Source organism: Proteus vulgaris (genome assembly GCF_023100685.1).
Taxonomy (GTDB): Bacteria; Pseudomonadota; Gammaproteobacteria; order Enterobacterales; family Enterobacteriaceae; genus Proteus.
In genome coordinates this window covers 2,707,412-2,730,973 of record NZ_CP090064.1, presented here as the reverse complement: position 1 = coordinate 2,730,973, position 23,562 = coordinate 2,707,412, and the positions used below count along the sequence as shown (strand labels likewise).

At 34.6% G+C, this 23,562-nt stretch carries 25 protein-coding genes and 1 pseudogene; 15 read left to right on the top strand and 11 right to left on the bottom strand.

Going from position 1 to position 23,562, the window contains the following annotated elements; genetic code table 11:
- Positions 1-23 precede the first annotated feature (23 nt).
- Positions 24-761, bottom strand: coding sequence for a S24 family peptidase (locus LW139_RS13235; protein ID WP_109407864.1), 738 nt, complete (start codon positions 759-761; stop codon positions 24-26).
- A 239-nt stretch (positions 762-1,000) separates the two neighbouring features.
- On the opposite strand from LW139_RS13235, the gene LW139_RS13230 reads away from it, so the two are divergent.
- The 7 genes and pseudogenes from LW139_RS13230 (at position 1,001) to LW139_RS13200 (ending at position 4,266) form a co-directional block, all read left to right on the top strand.
- Positions 1,001-1,816: an antitermination protein gene (locus tag LW139_RS13230; protein ID WP_166540710.1), complete on the top strand. Its 816-nt coding sequence runs from the start codon at positions 1,001-1,003 to the stop codon at positions 1,814-1,816.
- A 364-nt stretch (positions 1,817-2,180) separates the two neighbouring features.
- The gene (locus LW139_RS13225; RefSeq protein WP_072068579.1) at positions 2,181-2,489 is read left to right on the top strand and encodes a phage holin, lambda family; all 309 of its coding nucleotides are present in this window, start codon (positions 2,181-2,183) and stop codon (positions 2,487-2,489) included.
- Complete coding sequence (locus tag LW139_RS13220; protein ID WP_166540709.1) at positions 2,482-2,886, top strand: structural protein; 405 nt, start codon at positions 2,482-2,484, stop codon at positions 2,884-2,886. Before LW139_RS13225 ends, LW139_RS13220 begins: the two co-directional genes overlap by 8 nt.
- A pseudogene (locus LW139_RS13215) lies at positions 2,883-3,191 on the top strand (lysis system i-spanin subunit Rz); the annotation flags it as partial. The gene LW139_RS13220 and the pseudogene LW139_RS13215, both read left to right, overlap by 4 nt.
- Positions 3,100-3,294, top strand: coding sequence for an Rz1 family lipoprotein (locus LW139_RS20655; protein ID WP_347877533.1), 195 nt, complete (start codon positions 3,100-3,102; stop codon positions 3,292-3,294). The pseudogene LW139_RS13215 and the gene LW139_RS20655, both read left to right, overlap by 92 nt.
- A 62-nt stretch (positions 3,295-3,356) precedes the next feature.
- Entirely contained in the window at positions 3,357-3,674 is a 318-nt protein-coding gene (locus LW139_RS13205; protein WP_432652215.1) for a tail fiber assembly protein, read from the top strand.
- Positions 3,675-3,846: 172 nt separating this feature from the next.
- The gene (locus LW139_RS13200; RefSeq protein WP_166540708.1) at positions 3,847-4,266 is read left to right on the top strand and encodes a GNAT family N-acetyltransferase; all 420 of its coding nucleotides are present in this window, start codon (positions 3,847-3,849) and stop codon (positions 4,264-4,266) included.
- Positions 4,267-4,626: 360 nt separating this feature from the next.
- Here the strand turns inward: LW139_RS13200 and LW139_RS13195 are convergent, their stop codons facing one another.
- Positions 4,627-4,806 carry a GhoT/OrtT family toxin gene (locus tag LW139_RS13195; RefSeq protein ID WP_109407857.1) on the bottom strand — a complete coding sequence of 60 codons (180 nt, stop codon included), beginning with the start codon at positions 4,804-4,806 and terminating at the stop codon, positions 4,627-4,629.
- 699 nt (positions 4,807-5,505) lie between these two features.
- Here LW139_RS13195 and LW139_RS13190 point away from each other — a divergent pair.
- The gene (locus tag LW139_RS13190) at positions 5,506-6,048 is read left to right on the top strand and encodes a DUF924 family protein (RefSeq protein ID WP_166540707.1); all 543 of its coding nucleotides are present in this window, start codon (positions 5,506-5,508) and stop codon (positions 6,046-6,048) included.
- Positions 6,049-6,119: 71 nt separating this feature from the next.
- On the opposite strand, the gene LW139_RS13185 is transcribed toward LW139_RS13190, so the two are convergent.
- From LW139_RS13185 to LW139_RS13170, 4 genes are all read right to left on the bottom strand, one after another.
- Positions 6,120-6,896 (bottom strand): dimethyl sulfoxide reductase anchor subunit family protein, encoded by a 777-nt coding sequence (locus LW139_RS13185; protein WP_210813148.1) that lies wholly within the window; start codon positions 6,894-6,896, stop codon positions 6,120-6,122.
- 3 nt (positions 6,897-6,899) lie between these two features.
- On the bottom strand, positions 6,900-7,517 hold the full coding sequence (locus LW139_RS13180; protein WP_023581764.1) for a DMSO/selenate family reductase complex B subunit: 618 nt from the start codon (positions 7,515-7,517) through the stop codon (positions 6,900-6,902).
- An 11-nt stretch (positions 7,518-7,528) separates the two neighbouring features.
- On the bottom strand, positions 7,529-9,961 hold the full coding sequence (locus tag LW139_RS13175; RefSeq protein ID WP_227335707.1) for a DMSO/selenate family reductase complex A subunit: 2,433 nt from the start codon (positions 9,959-9,961) through the stop codon (positions 7,529-7,531).
- Between the two features lie 358 nt (positions 9,962-10,319).
- A complete protein-coding gene (locus LW139_RS13170; protein WP_227335706.1) occupies positions 10,320-11,576 on the bottom strand; it encodes a mechanosensitive ion channel family protein in 1,257 nt (418 codons plus the stop codon).
- Between the two features lie 597 nt (positions 11,577-12,173).
- Here LW139_RS13170 and LW139_RS13165 point away from each other — a divergent pair.
- Positions 12,174-13,793: a hypothetical protein gene (locus LW139_RS13165; protein ID WP_166540704.1), complete on the top strand. Its 1,620-nt coding sequence runs from the start codon at positions 12,174-12,176 to the stop codon at positions 13,791-13,793.
- Positions 13,794-13,894: 101 nt separating this feature from the next.
- On the opposite strand, the gene LW139_RS13160 is transcribed toward LW139_RS13165, so the two are convergent.
- Positions 13,895-14,473, bottom strand: a complete 579-nt coding sequence (locus LW139_RS13160; RefSeq protein ID WP_109407851.1) for an HdeD family acid-resistance protein — start codon at positions 14,471-14,473, stop codon at positions 13,895-13,897.
- A gap of 194 nt (positions 14,474-14,667) precedes the next feature.
- Here LW139_RS13160 and LW139_RS13155 point away from each other — a divergent pair, with 194 nt between their 5' ends.
- Positions 14,668-15,522, top strand: a complete 855-nt coding sequence (locus LW139_RS13155) for a D-amino-acid transaminase (protein WP_227335705.1) — start codon at positions 14,668-14,670, stop codon at positions 15,520-15,522.
- Positions 15,523-15,614: 92 nt separating this feature from the next.
- Here LW139_RS13155 and LW139_RS13150 read toward each other — a convergent pair whose 3' ends face one another.
- Complete coding sequence (locus tag LW139_RS13150; protein WP_166540702.1) at positions 15,615-16,175, bottom strand: helix-turn-helix domain-containing protein; 561 nt, start codon at positions 16,173-16,175, stop codon at positions 15,615-15,617.
- An 84-nt stretch (positions 16,176-16,259) separates the two neighbouring features.
- Here LW139_RS13150 and LW139_RS13145 point away from each other — a divergent pair, with 84 nt between their 5' ends.
- Together LW139_RS13145 and LW139_RS13140 are read left to right on the top strand one after the other, a co-directional pair.
- Positions 16,260-16,922: an AzlC family ABC transporter permease gene (locus tag LW139_RS13145; RefSeq protein ID WP_166540701.1), complete on the top strand. Its 663-nt coding sequence runs from the start codon at positions 16,260-16,262 to the stop codon at positions 16,920-16,922.
- Positions 16,922-17,248: an AzlD domain-containing protein gene (locus LW139_RS13140; protein ID WP_166540700.1), complete on the top strand. Its 327-nt coding sequence runs from the start codon at positions 16,922-16,924 to the stop codon at positions 17,246-17,248. Before LW139_RS13145 ends, LW139_RS13140 begins: the two co-directional genes overlap by 1 nt.
- Positions 17,249-17,329: 81 nt before the next feature.
- Here LW139_RS13140 and LW139_RS13135 read toward each other — a convergent pair whose 3' ends face one another.
- From LW139_RS13135 to LW139_RS13125, 3 genes are all read right to left on the bottom strand, one after another.
- Positions 17,330-18,733: an ATP-binding protein gene (locus LW139_RS13135; protein WP_166540699.1), complete on the bottom strand. Its 1,404-nt coding sequence runs from the start codon at positions 18,731-18,733 to the stop codon at positions 17,330-17,332.
- Positions 18,734-19,399 carry a response regulator gene (locus LW139_RS13130; protein WP_109407845.1) on the bottom strand — a complete coding sequence of 222 codons (666 nt, stop codon included), beginning with the start codon at positions 19,397-19,399 and terminating at the stop codon, positions 18,734-18,736.
- 697 nt (positions 19,400-20,096) lie between these two features.
- A complete protein-coding gene (locus LW139_RS13125) occupies positions 20,097-20,828 on the bottom strand; it encodes a hypothetical protein (RefSeq protein ID WP_227335704.1) in 732 nt (243 codons plus the stop codon).
- Between the two features lie 154 nt (positions 20,829-20,982).
- Between LW139_RS13125 and LW139_RS13120 the strand changes: the two genes are divergently transcribed.
- The 3 genes from LW139_RS13120 to LW139_RS13110 all read left to right on the top strand — a co-directional run bounded on the left by LW139_RS13120 (position 20,983) and on the right by LW139_RS13110 (position 23,313).
- Positions 20,983-21,321: a DUF5713 family protein gene (locus LW139_RS13120; protein ID WP_247850054.1), complete on the top strand. Its 339-nt coding sequence runs from the start codon at positions 20,983-20,985 to the stop codon at positions 21,319-21,321.
- Between the two features lie 295 nt (positions 21,322-21,616).
- Positions 21,617-21,895, top strand: coding sequence for a DUF2798 domain-containing protein (locus LW139_RS13115; protein WP_109407842.1), 279 nt, complete (start codon positions 21,617-21,619; stop codon positions 21,893-21,895).
- A gap of 326 nt (positions 21,896-22,221) precedes the next feature.
- Positions 22,222-23,313: an NADH:flavin oxidoreductase/NADH oxidase gene (locus tag LW139_RS13110; protein ID WP_166540696.1), complete on the top strand. Its 1,092-nt coding sequence runs from the start codon at positions 22,222-22,224 to the stop codon at positions 23,311-23,313.
- Positions 23,314-23,562: the final 249 nt, after the last annotated feature.

Here is a 23,562-nt window from a genome sequence, read left to right as displayed (position 1 = left end):
GGTGTTTTTAGGCATTACAATGATTACCAACCCATAACCGACCAGTTAAATACACGCCCCAAGATTTTCACTTCTTCTAATGTGGAACGTTCATCAGGATAATCAATCGTATTATAACTACGAATGATAATAGTGTTATTGGGGAGTCGATGTAAAATTTTAACTCTTAAAAGATCGCCTTGTTGAATAGCATAAATACCACCATCAACAATTTTTGTATGTCCTGTGCTGATAGTTACTATAGAGCCATCAGGAATAACAGGAGACATACTGTCGCCATGCACTTTAAAAGCAACAGCATCACTAGGTTGTACACCATAGCGATTAAACGTAGAACGAGAAAATCTCAACAATTCCACCTTTTGATTATCAGTGGTACAACTTCCGAAACCGGCAGCTAATTCAATAGTAGTATAGAAGGGGATTTCAACTTCATCTCGTTCTATCGGTGTATTATTATCCCAATCATCAACCGGAGTCATTTCATTTACTGAAACGCCGTCATTTCTTTTTGCTCCTCGCCCATATTCTAACCATTCTGGTCGAATATCTAACCATTGACTTAATGCTAAAATGTTAGTTGGATCAGGAATCGATTCACTGTTTAACCATTTCCATACTGCAGGGGCGCTGACTTTTATACCTTGTTGAGCTAACGCATCTGCAATTCTTTTACCCAGCCCACGACCAGCAATCCCTGAATCTAAGCATGCTTCTTGAAGCCTTTTTGTGAACTCCGTTTTATTATCATTTTTAACCATTGGTTAATTTCCTTTACCACTTGACGCCACTTTGGTTAAAATATAGCATTAACCAGTAGTTAATAAAAGTACGAAAAGTACAAAATAGTAACTAAATAAACCAATGCAAGAGTGGTAAGTAAAAATCACGTTGAGATAACGCCGTAAAATGCGGGTGATTTAGATGCATAAATGCCATGCCTTGTCGTGGTACATGGATGACCAAGTTAGTAATGATAGGAAATCAAAAGGAGCATTAAATGAGACTAGCAGACTTACCTAAATATTTTTCACCAAAAAGCATTGTATTAAGTGATGTAAGAACTGTTAAAGCAGTAGATTCGCTTTCTGTGACTGATGTGATGACATCAATTAGCCTAGTTACGCGAAAAGGACGGATGGGCATAGAGTTGTTTTTAGCTAAGCATAATATTAGTCACCCAGATGAAGCTATAGAAAGTCTTTATCAATACGCGTTAACTCAGGCATATCAATATAAAGCCATTGATAAACTAACTGAAAATGATAAAGCCAAGGTTTTACATATTATTGCCAATTATGCCTTTCAAGATTATGCAAGAAGTGCAGCAAGCAAAAAAGTTTGTCCTGATTGCAGTAATGGATTTATTGACGTTGATGTTTTCACTACCAAAAGCCATACATCAAAAACAGTTAAAGGCTTTGAGCGAAACCTTAAAAATGAACTTAAAGCCAAACCTATAGGTAATACTTCTTACCGAAAAGTGAGAGAAACAACTCGAGTTGTTTGCCCTACTTGTAAAGGGAAAGCTGAAATTCGCTTGGCCTGTCGTTGTCATGGCCGTGGTCAAGTTTTAGATAAAAAAGAGAGTGAAAAACAGGGCATGTCAGTTTTTAAACCTTGTAGTAAATGTGCAGGACGCGGATATCCTCGTTTAAAATTCAGTGAAGTATTAGAACAAGTACAAACGGTGGTGAGTGTTTCTAAAACAGTTGCATACAGTAACTACAAGGTATTATTTGAACATTTAGTGGAAGAATGCTTTAAAGAAGAGTCTTTATCAGAAAAAATTCTTCAAGAAGTAACTGTTAAGTAATAATTTTCTATCTTTATTTATTTTCGTAGAAACTAGCTGTTGACTTTCAGGAAAAATAAACATACTATATCCCCACAGTGAGAGATTTGTATCTAAAGACCTCACAACAGAATATAAAGAGCCTCACTTCGGTGGGGCTTTTTTGTATCTGCATTTTCTTAACAAATACAAAGTAACAATATTTGTTAAAGCTTATTTTCAATTGAAGACCACAATGTGGTCTTTTTTTATATCCGCCATTTATCTAACTAGATAAATAAAACATAAACATACTCATGTTAAAACCGTACTTAAATTTAAGCGCGGTAGATGAGTATCTTATTTATTACATTTCCTCCTATTTGGAGGTAAGCCATGAGAAACAATGAAAGAAAATCCAGATTTATGGGAACAGATATTTATTGCTCTTTCTTCAATGAAAGAACAAGGAATATCTGCCTCTCTAGCTGGAGGAATGGCTATTCTTCGAGGTTTATATAACGGCGGAGGATGGAAACAAACCTCTATAGATGGGCTGATGTGTGCAATGTTTGCTTGGTTTATTAAAGATATTTTAATTTTATTTAATATTAATCATGAGTTTGCTTATTTAGCCAGTGTGTTTATTGGTTATATCGGAGTAGATTCCGTGAGCAAACTTTTAAAAGGAAGAGCAGGAGTTAAAAATGGCTAAAATAGCGCGAGGTGAGCGTAATAATAACCCTGGCAATATCCGGCATGGTTCAAAATGGCAAGGGTTATCTGTTGAACAAACAGATAAAGACTTTTGCCAATTTATTTCACCAGAATATGGAATAAGAGCCATCTACAAATTATTGCAAACGTACCAAAAAAAATATGGCTTAAATACTATTAAAACCATTATAAATCGTTATGCTCCACCTAACGAAAATAATACAATAGGCTATATTAACCGAGCTTCAAAAGAGATAGGTATCGGAATTAATGCTCCTATTAATACACAATTAAAAAATATCACGATTCCTTTAGTAATAGCGATTGTTAATATTGAACTTGGATATCAACCTTATTCAGAGAAGGTTTTTGAAGATGCGTGGCTATTATTATGACTTCTTTATCTAGAATAATGGTAATAGTTATTTTATGCCTAGGTACAGGATTGGTTTGGTTAATTGATAAAAATAAATCTTTGAAAAGTGAATACGATGATATCTATCAATCTCTTATTCAACAAATTGCAGAGAATAAAGATTATCAATTAAGAATTAATCGACTTAATCAACTTGATAATCAGCATACACAGGAACTTGTTCATGCGAAAAATGAAATTGGCCGATTGCGTGATATTAGTGAGCGTATTCCTGAGCGGGTGTACATCAACGCTGAGTGCCCCAAAGCGTCAATCACTTCCTCCTCCAGCTTGGATGATGCAAACACCGCCAAACCTACTGATACCGCTATCCGAAATTATTGGTTACTCTGAGAACGAATTGCGCAGTCAGAACAGATCATTCTAGGTTTACAGGATTATATTCGCCAAAAGTGTATTAATTGAAAATATTTTTATACGACTTATGAAATAAAAATAACTAATGAATATTATGTTGAGCTTTGCATCGCTCAGAATGGTAATAAAAGAATTCAAGCAGATGAAAATGGATATCCAGTGCTTGTTGATTTAATAAATAATGATAACTTGGTTTTAGCTACAAAAGGAAATAAAAGAAGAAATCTAAAATGGGTCATTGATGAATTAAAATTATTAGATTGCTCTATGGAATTGGGAATTATTTCTTCAGATGAAAAAGTAAGAAGGAATAAATTAATGAAATATTTTATAGAAGTATATAATGTAAATGATGGTGAAAGTATAGAATGGCCAGAAAAACCAAATTAAGTCTATATTATTCATTTTGGTTTTTTATAACTAGCTCACTAATCTTATAGTGGTTGTGAGCTATGAAAAAGTTCTAAACTGTACCAATTCTAGTTATAGATTTTTCTGCAAAAAGTAATTCGATAATATAAACTTAACCTCTAAATATTAGAGACAGTTTAACAATAAAATCATGAAAATCATCTCCGCTACACATCATCATCTTTCTGCGCTTATTGAGTTAGATACCTATGCTCAACAGGATGCTTCACGTATTGAAGAAATTAAAGCTTGGCTTGATAGCCAAGCTGTTTATCTTCTTGAAGTGGATGCACAGATTGTGGGGTATGGTGTTATTCATCATTACTTTTTTAATCAGCCATTTATTGAACTAGTGATGATAGATAAAAAGTATCGTCAAAAAGGTTATGGAAAATGCTTGATCACTTATTTTCAAGAAAACACACAAGGAGATAAGCTATTTACATCAACCAATAAATCTAATCATTCAATGCGAAATATGTTAATTAAGTTAGGCTTTATTGAAAGCGGTTGTATTGAAAATCTTGATGAAAACGATCCTGAAATAATTTATTGTTTTATTAAAAAATAATAAATTATTTCAAAGTATTTAAACTCAAAACCATCTAGAGATAGATGGTTTGAGTGAGTTTATCTTATTTTTTATCATTAATGTAAATTTATAAAAATACTTATTTTATATCAGATTTTAAAATAACGTTTTATTTTCAAAAAAAACGAACATTATTCATAACACACTGATATAACTCGGTAAATATTGTTTTTATTGAATAAAGTAACGAGCAATTAGATATTCTTTTTTAAATAAAATCTAAGCTAAAAGTGTTATTTTTATAAAGTAATTAATTTATTATTTAAATTTAAAACAGTAAATAGTTATTATTCTAATTTAATAGAATATAACTATGTTTATTAAACATAAGATTAAAAACTAGCTGAAAATAGAAAAAATAAGCGCCATAGGAAAGCTAAGAGGCCAAGTGAGTGCGATTAATAATGCACTGAGAAGGCGCATAGCAAAACTGGGATCTTTGGTTAAAAAGAAAGTAATAATAAACGAGATCACAGCTCCAATAAGGTAGCTTATTCCAATAACAGAGATAGCAGACATAACAGATCATTCAGTAAATAGACTGTGGCAATTGTACTCCAAAATTGTTAAAGAAACAGAGGAATAGGGCAAACTTTTCAATAAATGTCATTACTAATGTGCAAATTTTAAACATTCATCTCACTTTTGATCTCTGATTTCTTTTAGGTGTAATCACACAAGATAATAACAAGGCTAAAGCCGAAAAATCAAAAAATGAAATGTAAGATATTGATTTAAATTATTATTTATAACAATCTTTATTGTCTTGAAATGATGCTCACTAAAAAAACAGTACAAGACGGCATAGATCTTTTTTAGTGGCTTCACTATAAATAATGAAATTTGCAAATGCTGATTTTTAAGGCAGGGTAGTGAGGCAGAGATAAGTTCTATGGTTGTAAAATGTACGGGTTAATTATATTACATCACAATATCAACAGAATGTAACAAATGGAATGAATGTCATTTATACATACTTGTAGATAAATTAGCTTATGGATGGCGCGACTTAATGGACTTAAGCGTTAGCTAGGAAGCATTTTAAATCCCCTTTTCAATGTTTAAAGGGGATTTATTTTTATATCTGTTTCGGATTGGGGTTAATAGCCGTCACTATATTAAAATGGTAACTTATCAAAGTAGTAACCCGTCAATGACGTTTATTTTAATGAAAATAAACGCTGTTTTGATTAATAAACAACAAGTGTGGTGGTTTTTATGATCCCTTATCAATCAACTTTGACGTTTTGGTTTGAAGAATGCACACCAGAGCAATGGTTTAAAAAAGATCTGCAGTTTGATAAAGAAATTAGCCGTAGGTTTGGTGAATTATGTTTAAGTGCAAGTCGTGGTGAACTTGCATCATGGCGTGAAACTATAGAAGGGCGCTTAGCTGAAATAATTATCCTTGACCAATTTTCTCGTAATATTTGGCGTGATACACCAAAAGCCTTTGCACAAGATAATATGGCTTTAATTTTAGCGCAGGAAGCTATTCGTTTACCTGAATACCTGACGCTAACTCCTGTTAAGCGTAAATTTATGATAATGCCATTTATGCATTCAGAATCAGCTAAAATACACCAAGATGCAGTCGTATTATTTTCTCAACTTAACGACGAAAATACGTATCAATATGAATTACGACATAAAGAAATTATCGATAAATATGGTCGTTACCCTCACCGTAATCAAATTTTAGGTCGTACATCGACACCTGAAGAATTAGATTTTTTACAGCAACCTGGCTCTTCATTCTAAAAAAATGCATACCTAAAAAGGTATGCATTTTGGTTTCTTTTTTATGGTTGATTAATCAGCCATAAAATTGATCACATTGTAATATGCCATAAGTTATAGAAAGCGATACGGCCTGATAACTCAGCAATAATCACCGCAGCGGCGCAAGTGACTAGTGTCATTTTTGACGCCTGTGCTTTTAGGGCAGTAAATCCTACGATAACAATACCCAATGCTAATACCGCTAATTGGAATCCCCAAAAAAGAGATTGGTCAGCACTCAGTTGAGGGCCGGTAAAGCCAAGGAAGCTGACATAACCTGAGCGTGTAGCAAAAGTGATAATAGCCCCGATAATAAAGGACAGTGCGCCTAAACGTCTTGCGCCTGTTGCCATTGCCAGTACACCGCCACCTACTAAGAGAGTCATCCAAAATTGCAAGGTAGTGTAATCTGTATTCCAGTTAGCAATAGTTGGAATGTGGTAAACCTGAGGGATTGACCAAACAAAGGCTAAACCAAAAATAACAGTAAGCAGATTACAAATTTCACGTAAACCTTTCCATTTTTTCATTATAGTGAGTGCGACAGTTGCAAAAGCAAATCCCGTAAACACACCACTTAGAAAGGCTTCGTTACTCATTGGAGAACGGCCAACCCCTAAGAGCATATTGAAAAAACGCAGTGGTTGACCAACGTGTAATCCACCAATACCTAAGCCAATTAACGTTAAGACTAAAGCTAAAATATTGGCATTACGCAGTTGGTTCTCATCAATCTGACCTAATTTTTTACTGATATAAGCAATAAGAAACAGGCCTGCTGCTGAAGAACCTAAAACAGTAAAAAAGACTAGAGGAAGTTCATGCATGGTTTATACCTCCGCCGCATTTTGAACTGAGCCGGTTTTATCACCAGAAGGTTTTGCTTCTTTGTGTGCTTTGATAACGATATTTGGATTAGTCAGGCTTGGGTCTGGCATTGGTGCAATACCGCACTCTGTGCCATGTTTCGCTCTGATCACTTCAATATCATCAAAATCAAGTGCGCGTTGAGGACAAGACTCAACACAAACCGGTTTCATGCCTTGTGCTACACGTTCATAGCAACCATCACACTTAGACATGAGTTTCTTCTTCTCATCGAATTGTGGCGCACCATAAGGGCAACGCAATTCGCAATAACGGCAACCAACACAAATATCTTGGTTAACAACCACTAAACCATCTTCTTCACGTTTATGCATAGCGCCAGTTGGGCAACCTGCAACGCAAGTAGGGTTTGAACAATGGTTACAAGAAATGGATAAATAATAACTATAAATATTTTGTGTCCAGATCCCGTCTTGTTTTGCCCAGCTACCGCCACCGTATTCATAAACACGGCGGAATTTAGGGCCTAAATCTAAATCTTTTTCATCCTTGCAACTGACTTGACATGTTTTACAGCCAGTGCATTTAGTGGAGTCAAAATAAAAACCATATTGCTTCATGAGTTAACTCCTTATGCACGTTTCACTTCAACAAGGTTTGTATGTTGTGGATTTCCTTTAGCAAACGGCGATGGGTGCCAGCTTGTTAATGTATTAATACATCCACCTGTATCTACACCTGTTGTATCAAGTGAACGCCATGCACCTTGCGGTACTGCAATCACACCAGGTAATACACGATCAGTAACTTTGACAAGAATATTTAAGCGACCACGTTCGTTATAAATTTCAGCGATATCGCCTGATTTTAATCCGCGTTCTTGCGCATCAATTGGGTTTAACCAGAATTGATGTGGGATAGCTTCACGTAACATAGCAACGTTATAATAGCTTGAGTGAACGTGGCCTTTATCGTGGAAACCCGTCATTTGCAGAGGGAATTTTTCTTTAAGCTTAACGTTTTCAACACCTTCTTCATTCTTACAATATTCTGGAATAGCAGGAATACGGTCGCCTTCAGGTAAAACCCAGCCTTCAGTATCTTGCATTAATTTTTCAGAATAAATTTCAATCTTACCTGACGCTGTTTTTAATGGGTTAGCGATAGGATCTTGACGGAATGCTTCAAGTGCTACGTATTGATTACGATTAGGTAATTTACGATCGATAATCCCCATATCATTGGTTTCTGTAAAAGTAGGCAATGCAGGGTTTTTCTCACGCATTTGGTTATAGCAATATTCAATCCACTCTTCGTAAGTCCGACCTTCGGTGAATTGCGCTTTAGTACCCATTTTTTCTGCAATGTCGGTTAAGACATCATAGCAAGGGCGGTTTTCCCAAAGTGGTTTAATCGCATTTTGTAAGCGGACAACATAGTGGTAAGCACCACTTGCGTAAGAGTTATTGATAAGATCGTTTGTTTCAACCGTTGTTACGTCTGGCAGTAGAATATCTGCGTATTTTGCAGAAGGTGTCATGTGGTTATCCCACACTAAAATAAACTCACATTTTGATTCATCTTGCAGCAAATCATGGGTTTTATTCAGATCAGCGTGTTGGTTACCAATCACGTTACTGGAATAACACCACATAAATTTAATGCCAGTATCGAGTTTATCTTTATTTCTAACACCTGCATTTTTACTCGTTAATTCTTCACCACGTGCAATCGCTTCAGACCACATAAATGTTGGGATCAGCGTTTTTACAGGGTTAGGAAGTGCAAAGCTTGCTACAGGATAAGCTACGTTACCGCCCCAACAGCCAGTATTTGTACCTGGACGGCCAATATGACCAGACATTAATGGCAGCATCATAATAGAACGGCAGGCTTGTTCACCATTGGTTGTACGTTGAATACCCCAACCTTGAGAGATCCACGCAGCTCTTGCACCACCAATTTCACGTGCCAATTGGATAATACGTGCAACAGAAATACCGGTTAATTTACTCGCCCATTCAGGAGTTTTGGCAATACCATCAGGACCATTACCTAAAATGTAATCTTTGTAAGAGCCATTTTCAGGTGCTGATGCTGGAAGTGTTTGCTTATCCCAACCGACGCAATATTCACGTAAGAAATCTTCATCGGTGATACCTTCTTGGATCATCACATAACCTAGTGCAGCAACTAATGCGGCATCGGTACCTGGATAAATCGGGATCCACTCTGCTCCCAGTGTTGTCACACTATCAGTACGGCGAGGGTCAATGATGATAACTTTACTTTTGCTCTTATCTAACGCATTTAGCGTTTCATAGAACTGGCCACCACCTGACATACGAGTTTCAGCAAGGTTATGACCAAACATCACAACGAGATCTGAATTCTCAATTTCTGTTAACAGAGATTCCAACATATCGCCATAAACATAAGGAACGATACCTGTTAATTGAGAGTAAGAATAAGTACCGTAATCACTTAAAAAACCACCCACAGTGCTTAATAAACGTTTACATGCGGTTCTACCGTGTAAGTTTGCGCCGGTAGAGCCTGTACCGTATTGGTAATAAATTGCTTCATTACCATACTTTTCGATGGTGTATTTTAATTTTTCGGCGATGATTGATGTGGCTTCATCCCAAGAAATACGTTCAAATTTACCTTCACCACGTTTACCAACACGCTTCATTGGATATTTTAAACGGTCTGGATTGTAGGTTTTCCAACGAACAGAACGACCACGCAGACAAGGACGAATTTGGTGAAGACCGAATGTTGAATCGTCATACATAGTTTCATTAGAAATGCGACGGATAACGCCATCTTTCACATGAACCTTTAATGGACAACGGCTACCACAGTTCACTAAGCATGCACTGTATTTGATAGTTTCTGAAGTCTCATCAGGACGAATACCCTGGGGGGTTTGAGCATTAGCAGCGAATGGTAATGAAACCGTTCCTGCAACAGCGGCAGCACCAGAAATAACTGCTGCAGACTGAATGAATCCACGCCGACTCATTTCAGTAATAGAAGTATTATTTTTAATTTTTGACATTGACATTACCCTAACATTTTTCACAACAAGTAAAGTTGTATATATATGTTAAGTTATAACCCTTCTACCTATAATGATTTATATCAATATAAAAAATGTTAATAACGTTATCTAAAAAAATAATTATTAAACAAATGGTTACATTTTTTGATAAATACCACTTTAGTGGTAAATGAAATATAGATTAAATAGGATTTAACAATCAATCGATATATAAAGAATAACATAGCGATTTTAAATACATTATAATTAAACAAGATTGTTAATATGATAACAAAATAAGAGATTCAAAATATTTGTTAATACAAAAAGTCAAAAAGGAGAATTTATCTCCTTTCTGATTTTCGATAAAAATGATTTATTGCTGATTATTCTCTACAGGAAATCTCAGTGCTCTTACATCATTTCCCGTTGGGGATTGATGCACTCTTAAACCAAATTGGGGCAAAATAGCAAAAATATGATCAAAAATATCGGATTGAATCGCCTCGTATTGTACCCAAACAGTTGTATTGGTAAACGCATAAATTTCAATAGGAAGCCCATCTGAGGTTGGTGCTAATTGTCTTACCATAATGGTCATTTGCTTATGAACATTAGGGTGATTTTTTAAATACGCTTCAACATATGCACGGAAGGTTCCGATATTGGTCATGCCACGTTGGTTTAATGGTGTTTGACATTCATTGCCTAAAGTCGCATTGAATTCACTAATTTCACTTTCCTTATTTTTGATATAAGGCGCTAATAAATGAGCTTTTTCTAAATCATCAAGTTGTTTTTTATCTAAGAAATGAATGCTATTAATATCAAGAGCAAGGCTTCGTTTAATACGACGTCCTCCCGATTTTGTCATAGCTTGCCAATTCTTAAATGAGTCTGAAATAAGTGAGTAAGTTGGGATAGTGGTAACAGTATTATCCCAATTACGGACTTTAACGGTTGTTAAACTAATATCGATAACCGCACCATCAGCGCCATATTTAGGCATTTCTAACCAATCACCTAGGCTTATCATGTTGTTTGCGGATAACTGAATACCAGCCACCAATCCCATTATGGGATCTTTAAACACCAACATTAATACTGCCGTCATTGCCCCTAAACCACTGAGTAAAATAAGGGGAGATTTTCCAATGAGCAGGGAAATAATCATTATCCCAATTAGGACTGAAGCGGCGAGTTTTAAACTTTGAAAAATACCTTTCAACGGTAATCGGCCAAAGGAGGATGAATTTCTCATGATCTGCATGCACAGATCCATAATAGAGAAAAGCATCAATAAGCCGAAAATTAAGCACCAAGCTTGGGCGCTGGTGGTGAGGACTTCTTGTGTTTTACCTGAACCCATCCAAACAAGTGCTTGGATATTAACAACGACACCTTGGATTAAAAAAGCAAAACGACTAAATAGTTTGTTTATTTCTAATGAAACTTGCCATTTTTGGTCATATTGATTGATGGCGCTCGAAATTCGAGGTAGGACTAATTTGTGTAAAATAAAATGAAGAACAAGGGCAACAAGAAAAATAATAACTAAAACGAGTAATAAAGAAGCGACTTGAGCGTATTCTTCATTGAATTGACGTATCCATGTAAGCAGTTGCTGCTGCATAAAATATCCTCATAGTTAATGTGTATTGTGTATTAAGAGTACAGAAAAGAGATCTTAGTTCAAGGAGGTGAATTTTTTGTTACGAAAGGTGCGCGGATAAATAAGGTAAGAAAAAAGAAAATATATAGAGTAAAAGCCAGAAATAGTCTTTTTTGCGATGAGGGGCTATTTCTGGCTTTGAGCTGTTTATTATTTTAAATCAAATAATTACAGTAAGCGAGTTGATGATAATTGTACAACAACCTGGTGCAAGTGAGTAATAAAAGAAGTCATTGATTTCATATTAAGTATCCTATTAATAAAATGTGATTCACGTCACAAATATTTTCTAAGATTGATTTTAATCACATTTTCATAACAGTCAATAGCTTTATACAAAAATATTTTAAATTTTAAATTATTTTTTATGCTAAAGGTATTTTCTGCCTATTTAAGCCGTGGTGCCTTATTGGTGAACCTATTTATCTTATTGTTTATTAATTGTTTTTTATTTCCGTTTATTAACAATACTCAGTTGACTTTTTTCTATTGTGATTTTCACTTGTTTTTTTTGCTTTAAGCTAAAAATGGAATCGGAAAAAGAAAGGAAATCACTCAATGGATATCGAAACAAAAGAAGAACGTTTGCAAAAAATCTTACAAGGTGAGAAAGAAACGCTAGCGTTTCAGCCGCCTGCCCATAGTGCTCAGGCTCAAGCTGTTGATGCGGATGTGAAGATTGAATTTAATCAGATCAAAGCATCGCCTGATGAAGTGGATAATGAAGTAAAGATAAATCGAGTTATTAAATATGAGGTTGTTGTAACCGGGATTAATTTGCGTTTGGCGGAATGGCGTACCAGCCCGAAAGGAATTTTAATTTTACCCAATAATAAAGATGTCTACATTACGATAGTTGATAACAATACAACAGAGATCTCATTAACGGGAAATCGTAATGGTGTGGCGTCATTACAATTGATATTAAAAGATGAAGATGATGAAAATATCGTATATTACGCAACACCGATACAAATTCGTGTTACACCGCCAAAAGCCAATCCTAATACTGACTGCACAGCGACTAACTGTGAGCGATTTGATGATTTATTGACAATACGTTCTGAGTCTATGCAGTGGCCAAGTAAATGGGAAAGTGTCTCTAAAAGCTTTGTCGTGCATTTACAGGATAAAGAGGGGGAGGATGCGTCAAATAAAGAAGTTAAATTAGTCTACGATGTTGATAATAGTACTCTTGACGTTGAACCCGAAATTTATAACGCAGATGGAGAAATGGTTAATGTTGGCAAAACGAATAAATATGGTATTGCGAATTTTAAAGTAAGGTTTAAAAAGAGTGAGCCAAAACAAATTGCCATTTTTCATGCTGAATCTGAAAATAGTGACGAGCCTACCAAGCCCATTAAATCAAGAGATTATTATGTTGAATTAACCACGGAGAAGCTACCCTCTCCGAAAGTGCCTGCAACATTAAATGGGATTTTAAGCTATCACAGTGAAAATTATTGTGTGAATGCAAATCTTATTTTAGGACGAGATATTAGTGAAAGTACTCAGGTTGGTTTTTATTTTAATGACCAATTAAAAATGTTGCCTTGCACTGATAAATCTGCAGTTTCTGTTAGATTGGAAAATCAAGCATTAACAAATGGTATCCATTACATCTCTTTCTTCACTGTTGATATATTCGATAATATTTGTTTTTCTCGCCGTGAGCGTATTATTGTTGATAACTCTTTAACGGGAGAGTGTAATAAGCAAATTAAAAATATTGCACCTAAACCTTGCGTTAGTGTCACTATTCCACAAATTTGTGATCGCTATTTTAATTCTGTCAATATTAGGCTTGTACCTTCTTTATGTTTACAAATTAAAAACCGTGTTGCAAAAATGCATATCCAGAAAATGGTTATCATTTTTAATGGTTATTCTAAAATGAATAGCAGTGAAAGAACGCTAGTGTATCGTTCAACATTGGAAATTTATGCAGATGATCCTCGTTTAGGTAACTTCTTGCATGATATAACACCAAATAATGAACCTATAAATATGGTTGAAATACTAGAACCTGTGTTAGAAAGTATTTTGGCTGATGCACTACCGAATATTGAAGTGGGGCAATTAGGTATCCAAGTGATGATATTTGAGAATACAGGGAATTGTTATCTTTGTGGTGAGAATATGTATACAGTATCTCTGCGCTTGCCTTGTGCTTAATACTTACACTTAATATAGAGAATAGTTTTCTGCTCAAGAGCCACATAATGTGGCTCTTTGCTTAGCAAAAACTAATAAGAATATGATTATTGTATAGCCTATTAACGAGTCATTCTTTTTATTGCACTGGTTATCGATAAAATGGTGAGTGAGCTTAAAATAAGCTGTATACCAATCAATGCCATTACCAGAGCTACGGATGTTTCAGGCCCAAACGCAAGTAAAAAATAGGCGATAACGAGATCTAAAAATCCTACCAAGATATTAAACCACCCATAAAAGTTATCTTTAATTTGCTTGAAGCCGATATTTAGGCGCAATATCCCCGCAAAAATAAAGAGAAAACCGATAAAAAAAGCCAGGCTAAGCATACCGTTTAGCGGATCAGTAATAAAAATATAGCCCAGTAAAAGATAAATAAAACCAGCTAATAATGTGATGAGCATTGACCAGCCTGAAGAGACTTGAGAATTGAAGCCACCAATAATGCTGGATATTGCACAGGCAAAGAAAACGATACCGAGTAATACACTGATAACAACACCAGAAGAGAGAGGGTTAATAATACAGATAAAACCTGCAATAAAGCCCAATGTGGCGATAATATTCATTAAGGTACATTGTCTTTTAACCAGTTTCTCTGTTAGCTGAGATAAATTATTTTTATTAATATCTAACATAGCAACCTCTTTATGTTTATATTTTGGACATAAGTTAAATTATAGCAATTTTTGTTTATATAACATGACTTCTTTAAATAAAACTATAATTAAAAAGAGGTAGGGAAGGTGATAAATCATCTTTGAAATATAAAATTGAAGGAGTAAGGTAGTGGCTAAGATTAAATGTTAATAAAAGTTATAACGGAGGTAAAATGTCTGATGTTGTGTATTTAAATAATCAGTTTGTACCTAAAGAGCAGGCTAAAATATCTGTTTTTGACCGTGGTTTTTTATTTGCAGACGCGGTTTATGAAGTTACCGCAGTTATTGATAGTCAACTCATTGACTTTGACGGACATTTCCAACGTTTACAGCGTTCGTGCAAAGAATTAGGATTATCCCTTCCTATCACGAAATTACAATTAATCGATATTCATCAAAAACTTATTGAAAGCAACCATCTTCATGAAGGGCTTATTTATTTACAAATAACCCGAGGTACTGATTCATCTCGCTTTTTTGATTTTCCGTCTTCATCTATTCCTTCCACAATTGTTGCCTTCGTTCAGCACTCCACAGTAATTAATCATCCTAATGCCAAAAAAGGCATTTCGGTAGTCAGTGTTGACGATATTCGCTGGCAGCGTTGTGATATTAAAACTGTTGCATTATTAGCCGCATGTTTAGCGAAACATTATGCACATCAACAAGGTGCTGATGATGCTATTTTAATAAAAGATGGCTATATAACAGAAGGTAGTTCAAGTAATTTTTTTATTGTAAATCATGATAATGAAATTATTACACGACCTTTGAGTCAGGACATTTTGCCAGGTATCACGCGCCAAGCAATTATTCAATTAGCGCAAGAAGAGGGGCTTAAAGTTATTGAGCGTTTATTTACGCTTGATGAAGCTAAAAAAGCAAAAGAAGCTTTTATTAGCTCAGCTACCACGTTAATTTGGCCTATAATTTCAATCGATAATGAAGAGATTAATCAGGGGAAAGTTGGGCATTTGTCTCAACGTCTACGAGAGATCTACCTTGATAAAGCACTTAAAAAATAATTGAATAGACAAATATACTTAATAAAATTTATCGCACTGTTTTTAGATTTTTATTGCAATATAACAGTGCGGTAAATTTATCATTTATTGTATTAATTATGATGTTCAATGATCATTACAGCGGTTGTATCTGGCTCTAAAGCCCGTAATACATGAGTAACATCACCGGGATAGCAAATGTAATCACCGGGTTGCAATTCTTGTTGATTATCTAGCGTTCCCACCATTGCACTACCACTAATAATAATAATATGCTCAGTCACATTTTTACTGTGAGGATCTGACACCCTATCTTTTCCCGGTTGAGCAATTACGGTATATATATCGCGTTTTGCCCCCATTGGGCAGGATGAAAGTAAAAAAGCATGGTAATACGCTTTTTCTGCGCTAATTTTAAAGCCATCACCTTTGCGAATAACTTTGACTTCAGATTGTGGTGCTGAAATAAGTTGAGAAAACGGAATGTTTAATGCAACACAAATCGCCCAGAGTGTTTCAATACTAGGGTTTCCTTGGCCTGCTTCTAATTGAGATAATGTGGATTTTGCAACACCGGCTCGTCTTGCAATTTCAGCAAGCGAAAGGCCCGCTTTTTTTCTCTCTCGGGCAAGGGCCTGAGAAATAATTTCAATAGGCGCACAAGGCGATGACATCATAGCTTCCTTTAAAATCATCTTGCAAAAAAATAAATCGTTCAACATAATGAACGATATGTTCAATAAAAAATACGATATTCTATGCAAATTAACAGTCGGCTTGATAATAACGTACTTAGAGACATTCTGCTTGTTTCATTAGCAGATGGTATTGTTGGTATCTCTTATGGTGCTTTGGCTCATACACAAGGGTTTGATTTTTGGGTGCCATTAGTGTTATCCATTTTCGTTTTAGCCGGCGCTTCTGAGTTTCTTTTTATTGGTGTAGTGGCGATGGGAGGAAGTGCAATTTATGCAGCGCTTGCTGGATTGATGGTTAATGCACGACATATTCCCTTCAGTATGGCTGTAAAAGATTTACCCGGAAAAGGGCTTAAATCATTATTAGGCTTTCATATATTAAATGATGAAAGTGTTGTATTTGGTTTATCTCAACGAACAGCTGAACAGAATAAACTTGCATTTTGGGCATGTGGGTTGAGCATTTTACTTGTTTGGCCTTTAGGAACCATGATAGGTATTTATTTAGGATCATTTATTGTTGATATTAAGATGTTAGGGTTAGATGCGATGTTCCCCGCTATTATCTTGGCACTAAGTTTGCCAGCATTAAAAAATAAACTAACACGTAATGCTGCAATTATTGGTAGTGCCATTGCTCTTATAACAACACTATTTTTACCTGTAGGGATCCCCGTTTTATTGTCATTAGTTGGCGTGTTATTTGTGCTAAGGAGAATTTAATGTCCACCGCATCTATTATTACAGGAATTATTATTCTTGCTGTTGGCACATATGCAATGCGTCTTTCCGGAATATTGCTTAACAATAGGTCCGGTGTTTCGCCTCGTGTAAAAGAGATACTTTCATTATCAGCAATTGTTATTTTATTTTCAGTGGCAACGACCTCAACATTTTTTGATGGCAATCAACTTGCTGATATATCAAAAATTATTGGCGTCGGGGTAGCGGGTGTTCTCACTTGGCAAAAAAAGCCATTTATTATGATTGTGCTTAGTGCCGCAATAGTGACTGCTGGGTTACGTTGGCTAATAAAGCTTTGGGAATAAATCAACAATTAACGCTACGGTGATAAAAGAAAAAGGAGGCATGAATGCCTCCTTTCTAATATTTTGTTAATTAACAAGTAATTAATCATTTTCTGATGGTTTTATTTCTAACGGTAGCGTGATAATAAAACCGATACCTCTATTATTAAGTCCTTCAGCCACAATTAATGAGGCTTGAATTTTATTAGCGAGGTTTTGTGCAATAGATAACCCTAAGCCACTCCCCGTTTCATTTGAACCAGGAACACGATAAAAACGTGAAAAAAGGGCATTAATATGTTCTTTTGCCACTCCTGGCCCATCGTCACGCACAAAAATGTTAACCCCTTCTGCATATCTATTTTCAATAGTAACTTCTACTTGGCTACCTTTAGGACAATATTTAATAGCATTATCAAGTAGATTATTAAATATAGAGAGTAATGCCTGTTTATCAGTTTTAAGGGGCAATGGATGCCCTTCATTTAGTGATAGTTCAATATTTTTACTAATTGCATAGGGAACACGTTGTGCTATTGCATTACCAATGATGTTATAGATATCAAGGGTTTCTATTTTAAGTGGAAAATCATCACATTCTAATCGTGCTAAATCAATTACTTGATGAGAAAGAGCTGCGGCTCTATCAAGTGATTGTTTCATATCATCAATAATCTCTTCGCGCTCATGTTGATCATCTACTAAAGAGAGTAGATGTAATTGAGCAATAACAGCAGCTATTGGTGTTCTTAATTCATGGGCGGCATCTGCCATAAATTGTTTTTCACGAATATTAGCTGCATCAATTCTTGCCATTAACTGGTTTAATTCTTTAAAGATTGGACGTATTTCTTTAAATTGTTGACCGACATTAATCGGCGTTAAATTACGAGGTTTACGATTAGAAATTAGTTCTGCAGCTTGCCTTAACGGACGTAAACTAAAATAAGCTGTAATTAAAATAGCAAAAATAACTGTTGCTAGAATAAACAGAAAGGGCACAAATGTTCCCTCAACAGGGTTACCTATAACATGCCCCCTATCTTCAACGGATTCACCAATAAATACTTTTATTTTGTGTTTTTCTCCCCAACTAAAAGAGAGGATCCACTTTTCACCCGCCACAGAGACTTTTTCGGATGCTAATGAAAGCACTCTGGTTGGAATAGGTAATTCAGGGCGGTTAGTATAAATCAGAGTATTATTTGCATCTAAGGCAATAAACCACGGCAGATATTGTAATTCATCATCTTCGCCATTGAGCATGGCATCTATATACATACCTTGTAAGTTATGAGCGATTTCTTTAAGGACTTCAGGCTGATCAGCAACACTTTCTAAGGTATTAGCAAAACCCTCAGCAATAATTTCTTGTTGTTTATTATAAATTTTTTCAAACTCAGCAAGATAATCAAATTGTATCCAAGCTAACCATACGCCCCAAAGCATAACAATAGAGATAATTTGAAGAACAATGGTGTAAATAAAGAAAGAACGGATCTTCATTTAGTTAGCATCTTTTTTTAATAAATAACCCACACCACGCACAGTGATAATTCGCTCTTTTCCTATTTTTCTACGTAAATTATGCATGTGGACTTCAAGTGAATTACTTTCAATTTTATCATCTAAACCAAATAGGCGTTGTTCTAACTCGGATTTACGCACTACATTATCAGTATTACGCATTAATTCGTATAACAACTGATATTCTTTACCTGATAATAAAAGCAGTTCGTCATTTAAGGTGACTTGATGGTTTGCAGGATTAAGCTGTAAATCCCCAATAGACCATATTTGTGATGAAAAACCAGCCATTCTACGGCTAACTGCTTTTACACGGGAAATAAGTTCAGGCATAGCGAAAGGCTTCGGTAAAAAATCATCAGCCCCTGAATCTAAAGTTTGTACTAAATTGTCGATTTGAGTTCGAGCCGTTAAAATGATGATCGGAATTTTTTCGCCGTTCTTTCTAAGTGCAATAAGTTCATCTTGTCCATCGCCATCCGGTAGACCCAAATCTAATAGCATTAAATCAAAAGGGCGCTGGCTCAGTTGAACACGAGCATCAGCAAGTAACCTAACCCAACATGGGTGAAAACCGGCAATTTCAAGCCCGCGACAAAGCGCTTTACCGAGTTGTAGATCGTCTTCAACCAATAAAATATTCATAATAATACCTATCTAAAATCGTCTTAAGAAAGTATAAGAGCCAAATAAAAATTGAGCAATATAATAAAATGTAAAATCAAGTTTGATTAATGAACTCTTAATGTAAGATAAGATTTTATTTAATATTTTTTTTTACTAAAAATAGGCGACTTTAAAAATAAAGTATTAATATGAATGGAGTTTCTAGATAATTTTGTTTTGTATTTTATTATTTTAAGGCATTTAATGTTAATTTTTAAAAACGAATTAAGTTAGAATTACTATTCTTGGTTTGTTATAGGTAGTATATTCTCACATTATTATGCTAAGTTAACTTAAATGATTTACCTAAGATGCTTGCTTTTTTAAAATGAAATATAACATTAGTTAAGAATGATTAAATGTGATGGTGTATTTAAGATAATATAAATATAAAAAAATAATTTCATTGATTAATATGTCTATTAAAATGATGCTTTATTGTTTTATTGAAATAAAATAATAGGATTATTATATCCCTGTTGTGCAACATTTTATTAGATTTAAATTATTTACTCTATTCATCTATACTCTTGCAATAGAACTTCGTGTTTTAAAAGGAATTTGATTTTTATTAAAAGGAATTTATATGAAATTAGATGGTGTTATTTAGTATAAATTAAATCATTCTGTGTCAGAAATGCTCCCATCCCTCTGGGAGCATTTCACATGGTGGTTATTACTCACAAAATGAGTTATCCCATAAATGTAAATCAAATGGTAAATTTAACGGTTTTGCTAGTTCATTCGCTATATTCTGAAATTCTGCTTTTGCGTGTTCTAGACGTTGTTTATCGCTTTCAGGAATAAAGTTATCTTTTGCAGGTAAATCATCTAAATTGTATTCTTCCACTAATACTCCATTATCCCAACGCTGAAATAGCCAATAACTACCAGGCATCAGTGTATAGTTAGTGCCTTCAATTAATGTTGTTCTATCAGATTGGTAATGTATGGGAATTAATTGATTAGCGACATTATCCCAGATCCAGCCTTTATAAGTGCCATCAGTTAAACGAGTTATCGACCAATGCATATCATCAGGCTGATAAAAATTAAGCTCTATTAGAGGCATATAAATTGGATTATCTGTGGAAAATGAGGCTTGAATGAGCCCATTTGTAAAATAAGAGATATCCAATGTTTTGTTATCGTTGTTTAAATTTAAATGACAATTATCCCATTTTGTTATTTTTAAACCGTTTTTTTCTGGAACTTCTGGAATTGAAATTATGAGATCTGTTGCACTGTCTTTTGCTGGTGGATAGTAACGACCTGTAATGTATTCACCATTACTGCCATAAAATTTCCATGTTGCTAAAGGGGAGTGCTTAAAATAGAAATTAAGAATAAAAAAAGAAAGCAAAGCGATAGTCAAAAAAAGAAAAATAATTCGTATTTTTTTAGTCATTTTACTTTATTGCCTATATTCTATTTACTCTTAAAGTTGTATAAATTCAGTGTAACAGAAATGAATCATTTAATTAAAGAAAGTAATATATCCTTACCAGAAAAAGGACATGTATTTAATGTCACTAAGGTAAATACTTAAATAGGATTTCACCATGATCAATAATTCAGTTTTAGCTTTACACTCTTTTTTAAAAGAGATGGAAAATGATGAGTATTATCCAGCTCACCTGGTAAAAAAAGGACAAGATTTACTTAAAACACTGTGTTTTAAAATTGAAGCGACTTCACCTAAAGATTTATCAGAGCTTTATATTTTAACTCAAGAAACAACAGATCAATTTAATGATCTTGCTGAGGAGTTTTGTGAAGAAGGTAGTGAGATTGAAACCGTTGCAAGAGAGTGTATTGCAGAAGATTTTGGTATTATTGCTGATGAATATGGTTTTAAAGATGCTGATATAGAAGAATTAATTGCAACAAGAGATTGGTAAAAAAGTGTGAGAAAACAAGATAATGTTTTCTCATTTTTATTATTTTTAATTGTTTAATTATATAAATAAATTTTATATAAAACAAAAGAAACGTATATTTATCTCATATCATTTATTCTCTAGATGAGAATAGAATAATTTAGTTGACAAAAAAATATTTATTAATAAACTAGCCTACAGTTTAGTCAATAAGACTCGTAAGCGTTTACGTTAATCAACGCATATAACTTAGTTTTAGCCTGTTGTATTGGCAGTTATGTGCCGTTGTACAATCGTATTATTGGGGTCTTTCACTATGTCTTTTCATGACAAAAATTATTTTTTAGGTATTCCTAAACTGCCTACTCGAGCAATGATTTTTCTTGTTCCTTTTTTCCTTTCTTTTATTATGTCAGGTATTGTTGCTTTTATTAGTACCGTCAAATCGTTAGGAATGGGTATGTATGTTATCTCCCCATGGTTAAGCTCTTGGGGGATCTCTTGGATGATTGCTTTTCCAACCGTCTTATTTGTATTGCCTATCGCAAGACGTTTCTCTCTGTTACTGGTTAAGCCTGCAAAATCGAATGACTAATTAGAAAAAAGATCAGTATTTAGTGCTGATCTTTTTCATGTTGTTCATTTCTTGTTTTATACGTTTCAAATAATATCTTATTCCGTTGTAGCAGATTAAAATAAGGTGATAGTTTATTGAGTAACTTTTACATTTTTTAATAACTATAAGGTTTAGGTAAGAATAAATAATAACTAAGAAATAAAGTATTTATCATCACAATGTGAAGTAGGGCATCGCCTTGATGGATAAGATCCGATAGCCTTAAACTTGTATATTAAATCCATTTATTTATAAGCAAAGTAATTTTCTTTGCATAAATTCTTATTGGTAGCAGGAGGCTTTATATGAGTTTGTTGTTTTCCCCTAAAAAATTAGGCCCCCATCAGTTAGATAATCGTATTATTGTTGCGCCAATGTGCCAATATTCAGCACAAGATGGTTATCCGACAACGTGGCACATTATGCATTATGGGCAGCTTGCATTATCAGGTGCTTCGCTTGTGATTGTGGAAGCTACTGCTGTTGAACCGAGAGGCCGTATTAGCTATAAAGATTTAGGCATTTGGTCTGATCAGCATGGCAGTGAATTAAAAAAATTGGTTGATAATATTAAGCAATATTCCTCTGCTAAAATTGGTATACAAATCGCCCATGCGGGGCGCAAAGCATCAACTGATTTACCTTGGAATGGTGGCGGATCATTAGCACCAGATTCTCCTTATGGTTGGCAAAAAGTTGCACCTTCAGCAATTCCTTTTGGAAAAAATCATCAGCCTCATGCTCTGACTATTGAAGAAATTGAAGAGATAAAGCAATCCTTTATTGAGGCAGCGAAAAGAGCAGAATCAGCAGGTTTTGATGTTATTGAAATTCATGGCGCTCATGGATATTTATTGCATGAATTCTTATCCCCATTATCAAATGATAGAACAGATCAGTATGGTGGTGATTTTAATAATCGTAGTCGGTTATTAGCAGATGTTTTTGTTGGAGTGAAAAATGCTGTTTCTGATAATGTTTGTGTTGGAGTGAGAATTTCTGCAACAGATTGGGTTGACGGTGGCTGGGATCTTGAAAGCACAGTTGCTTTAACGCAACATCTTGAAGAGTTAGGTTGCCATTATATTCATGTTTCTTCTGGTGGTTTATCTGATAAGCAAAATATTAAACTAGGCCCTAATTATCAAGTGCCATTTGCTCAGGCTATTTATAATGAAACACAATTGCCAGTTATTACGGTTGGACTTATTACCGAGCCAGAACAAGCTGAAGCTATTTTATTAACAGAGCAAGCTGACTTTATTGCATTAGGTCGAGGTATTTTATACGATCCTCGTTGGCCTTGGCATGCGGCAGAAAAACTGAAGCAAACCATAAAAGTAGCGCCTCAATATTTACGTTGTGCGCCTCATGGTAGTAAAGATTTTTTTAAATAGTCATTTCTTAAACCATGGATAGTCATAAAATGTTATGTAGATTATCCGTGGTTTTTTCGTCAATAAAGCTTATGATGACAGATAACAATAGTGGTATAAGTTTATCGAATAAAGAGACAGGATAATAAAGTAAAATGAAACAAAATCCTTTATTACTTCAACCTAGGATAGCTTAAGGCGATGTGTTTTGAATGCGAACACATCATCAGAGAATTAAGCATTCTTTGATGACTCATTAATTTATAGCGA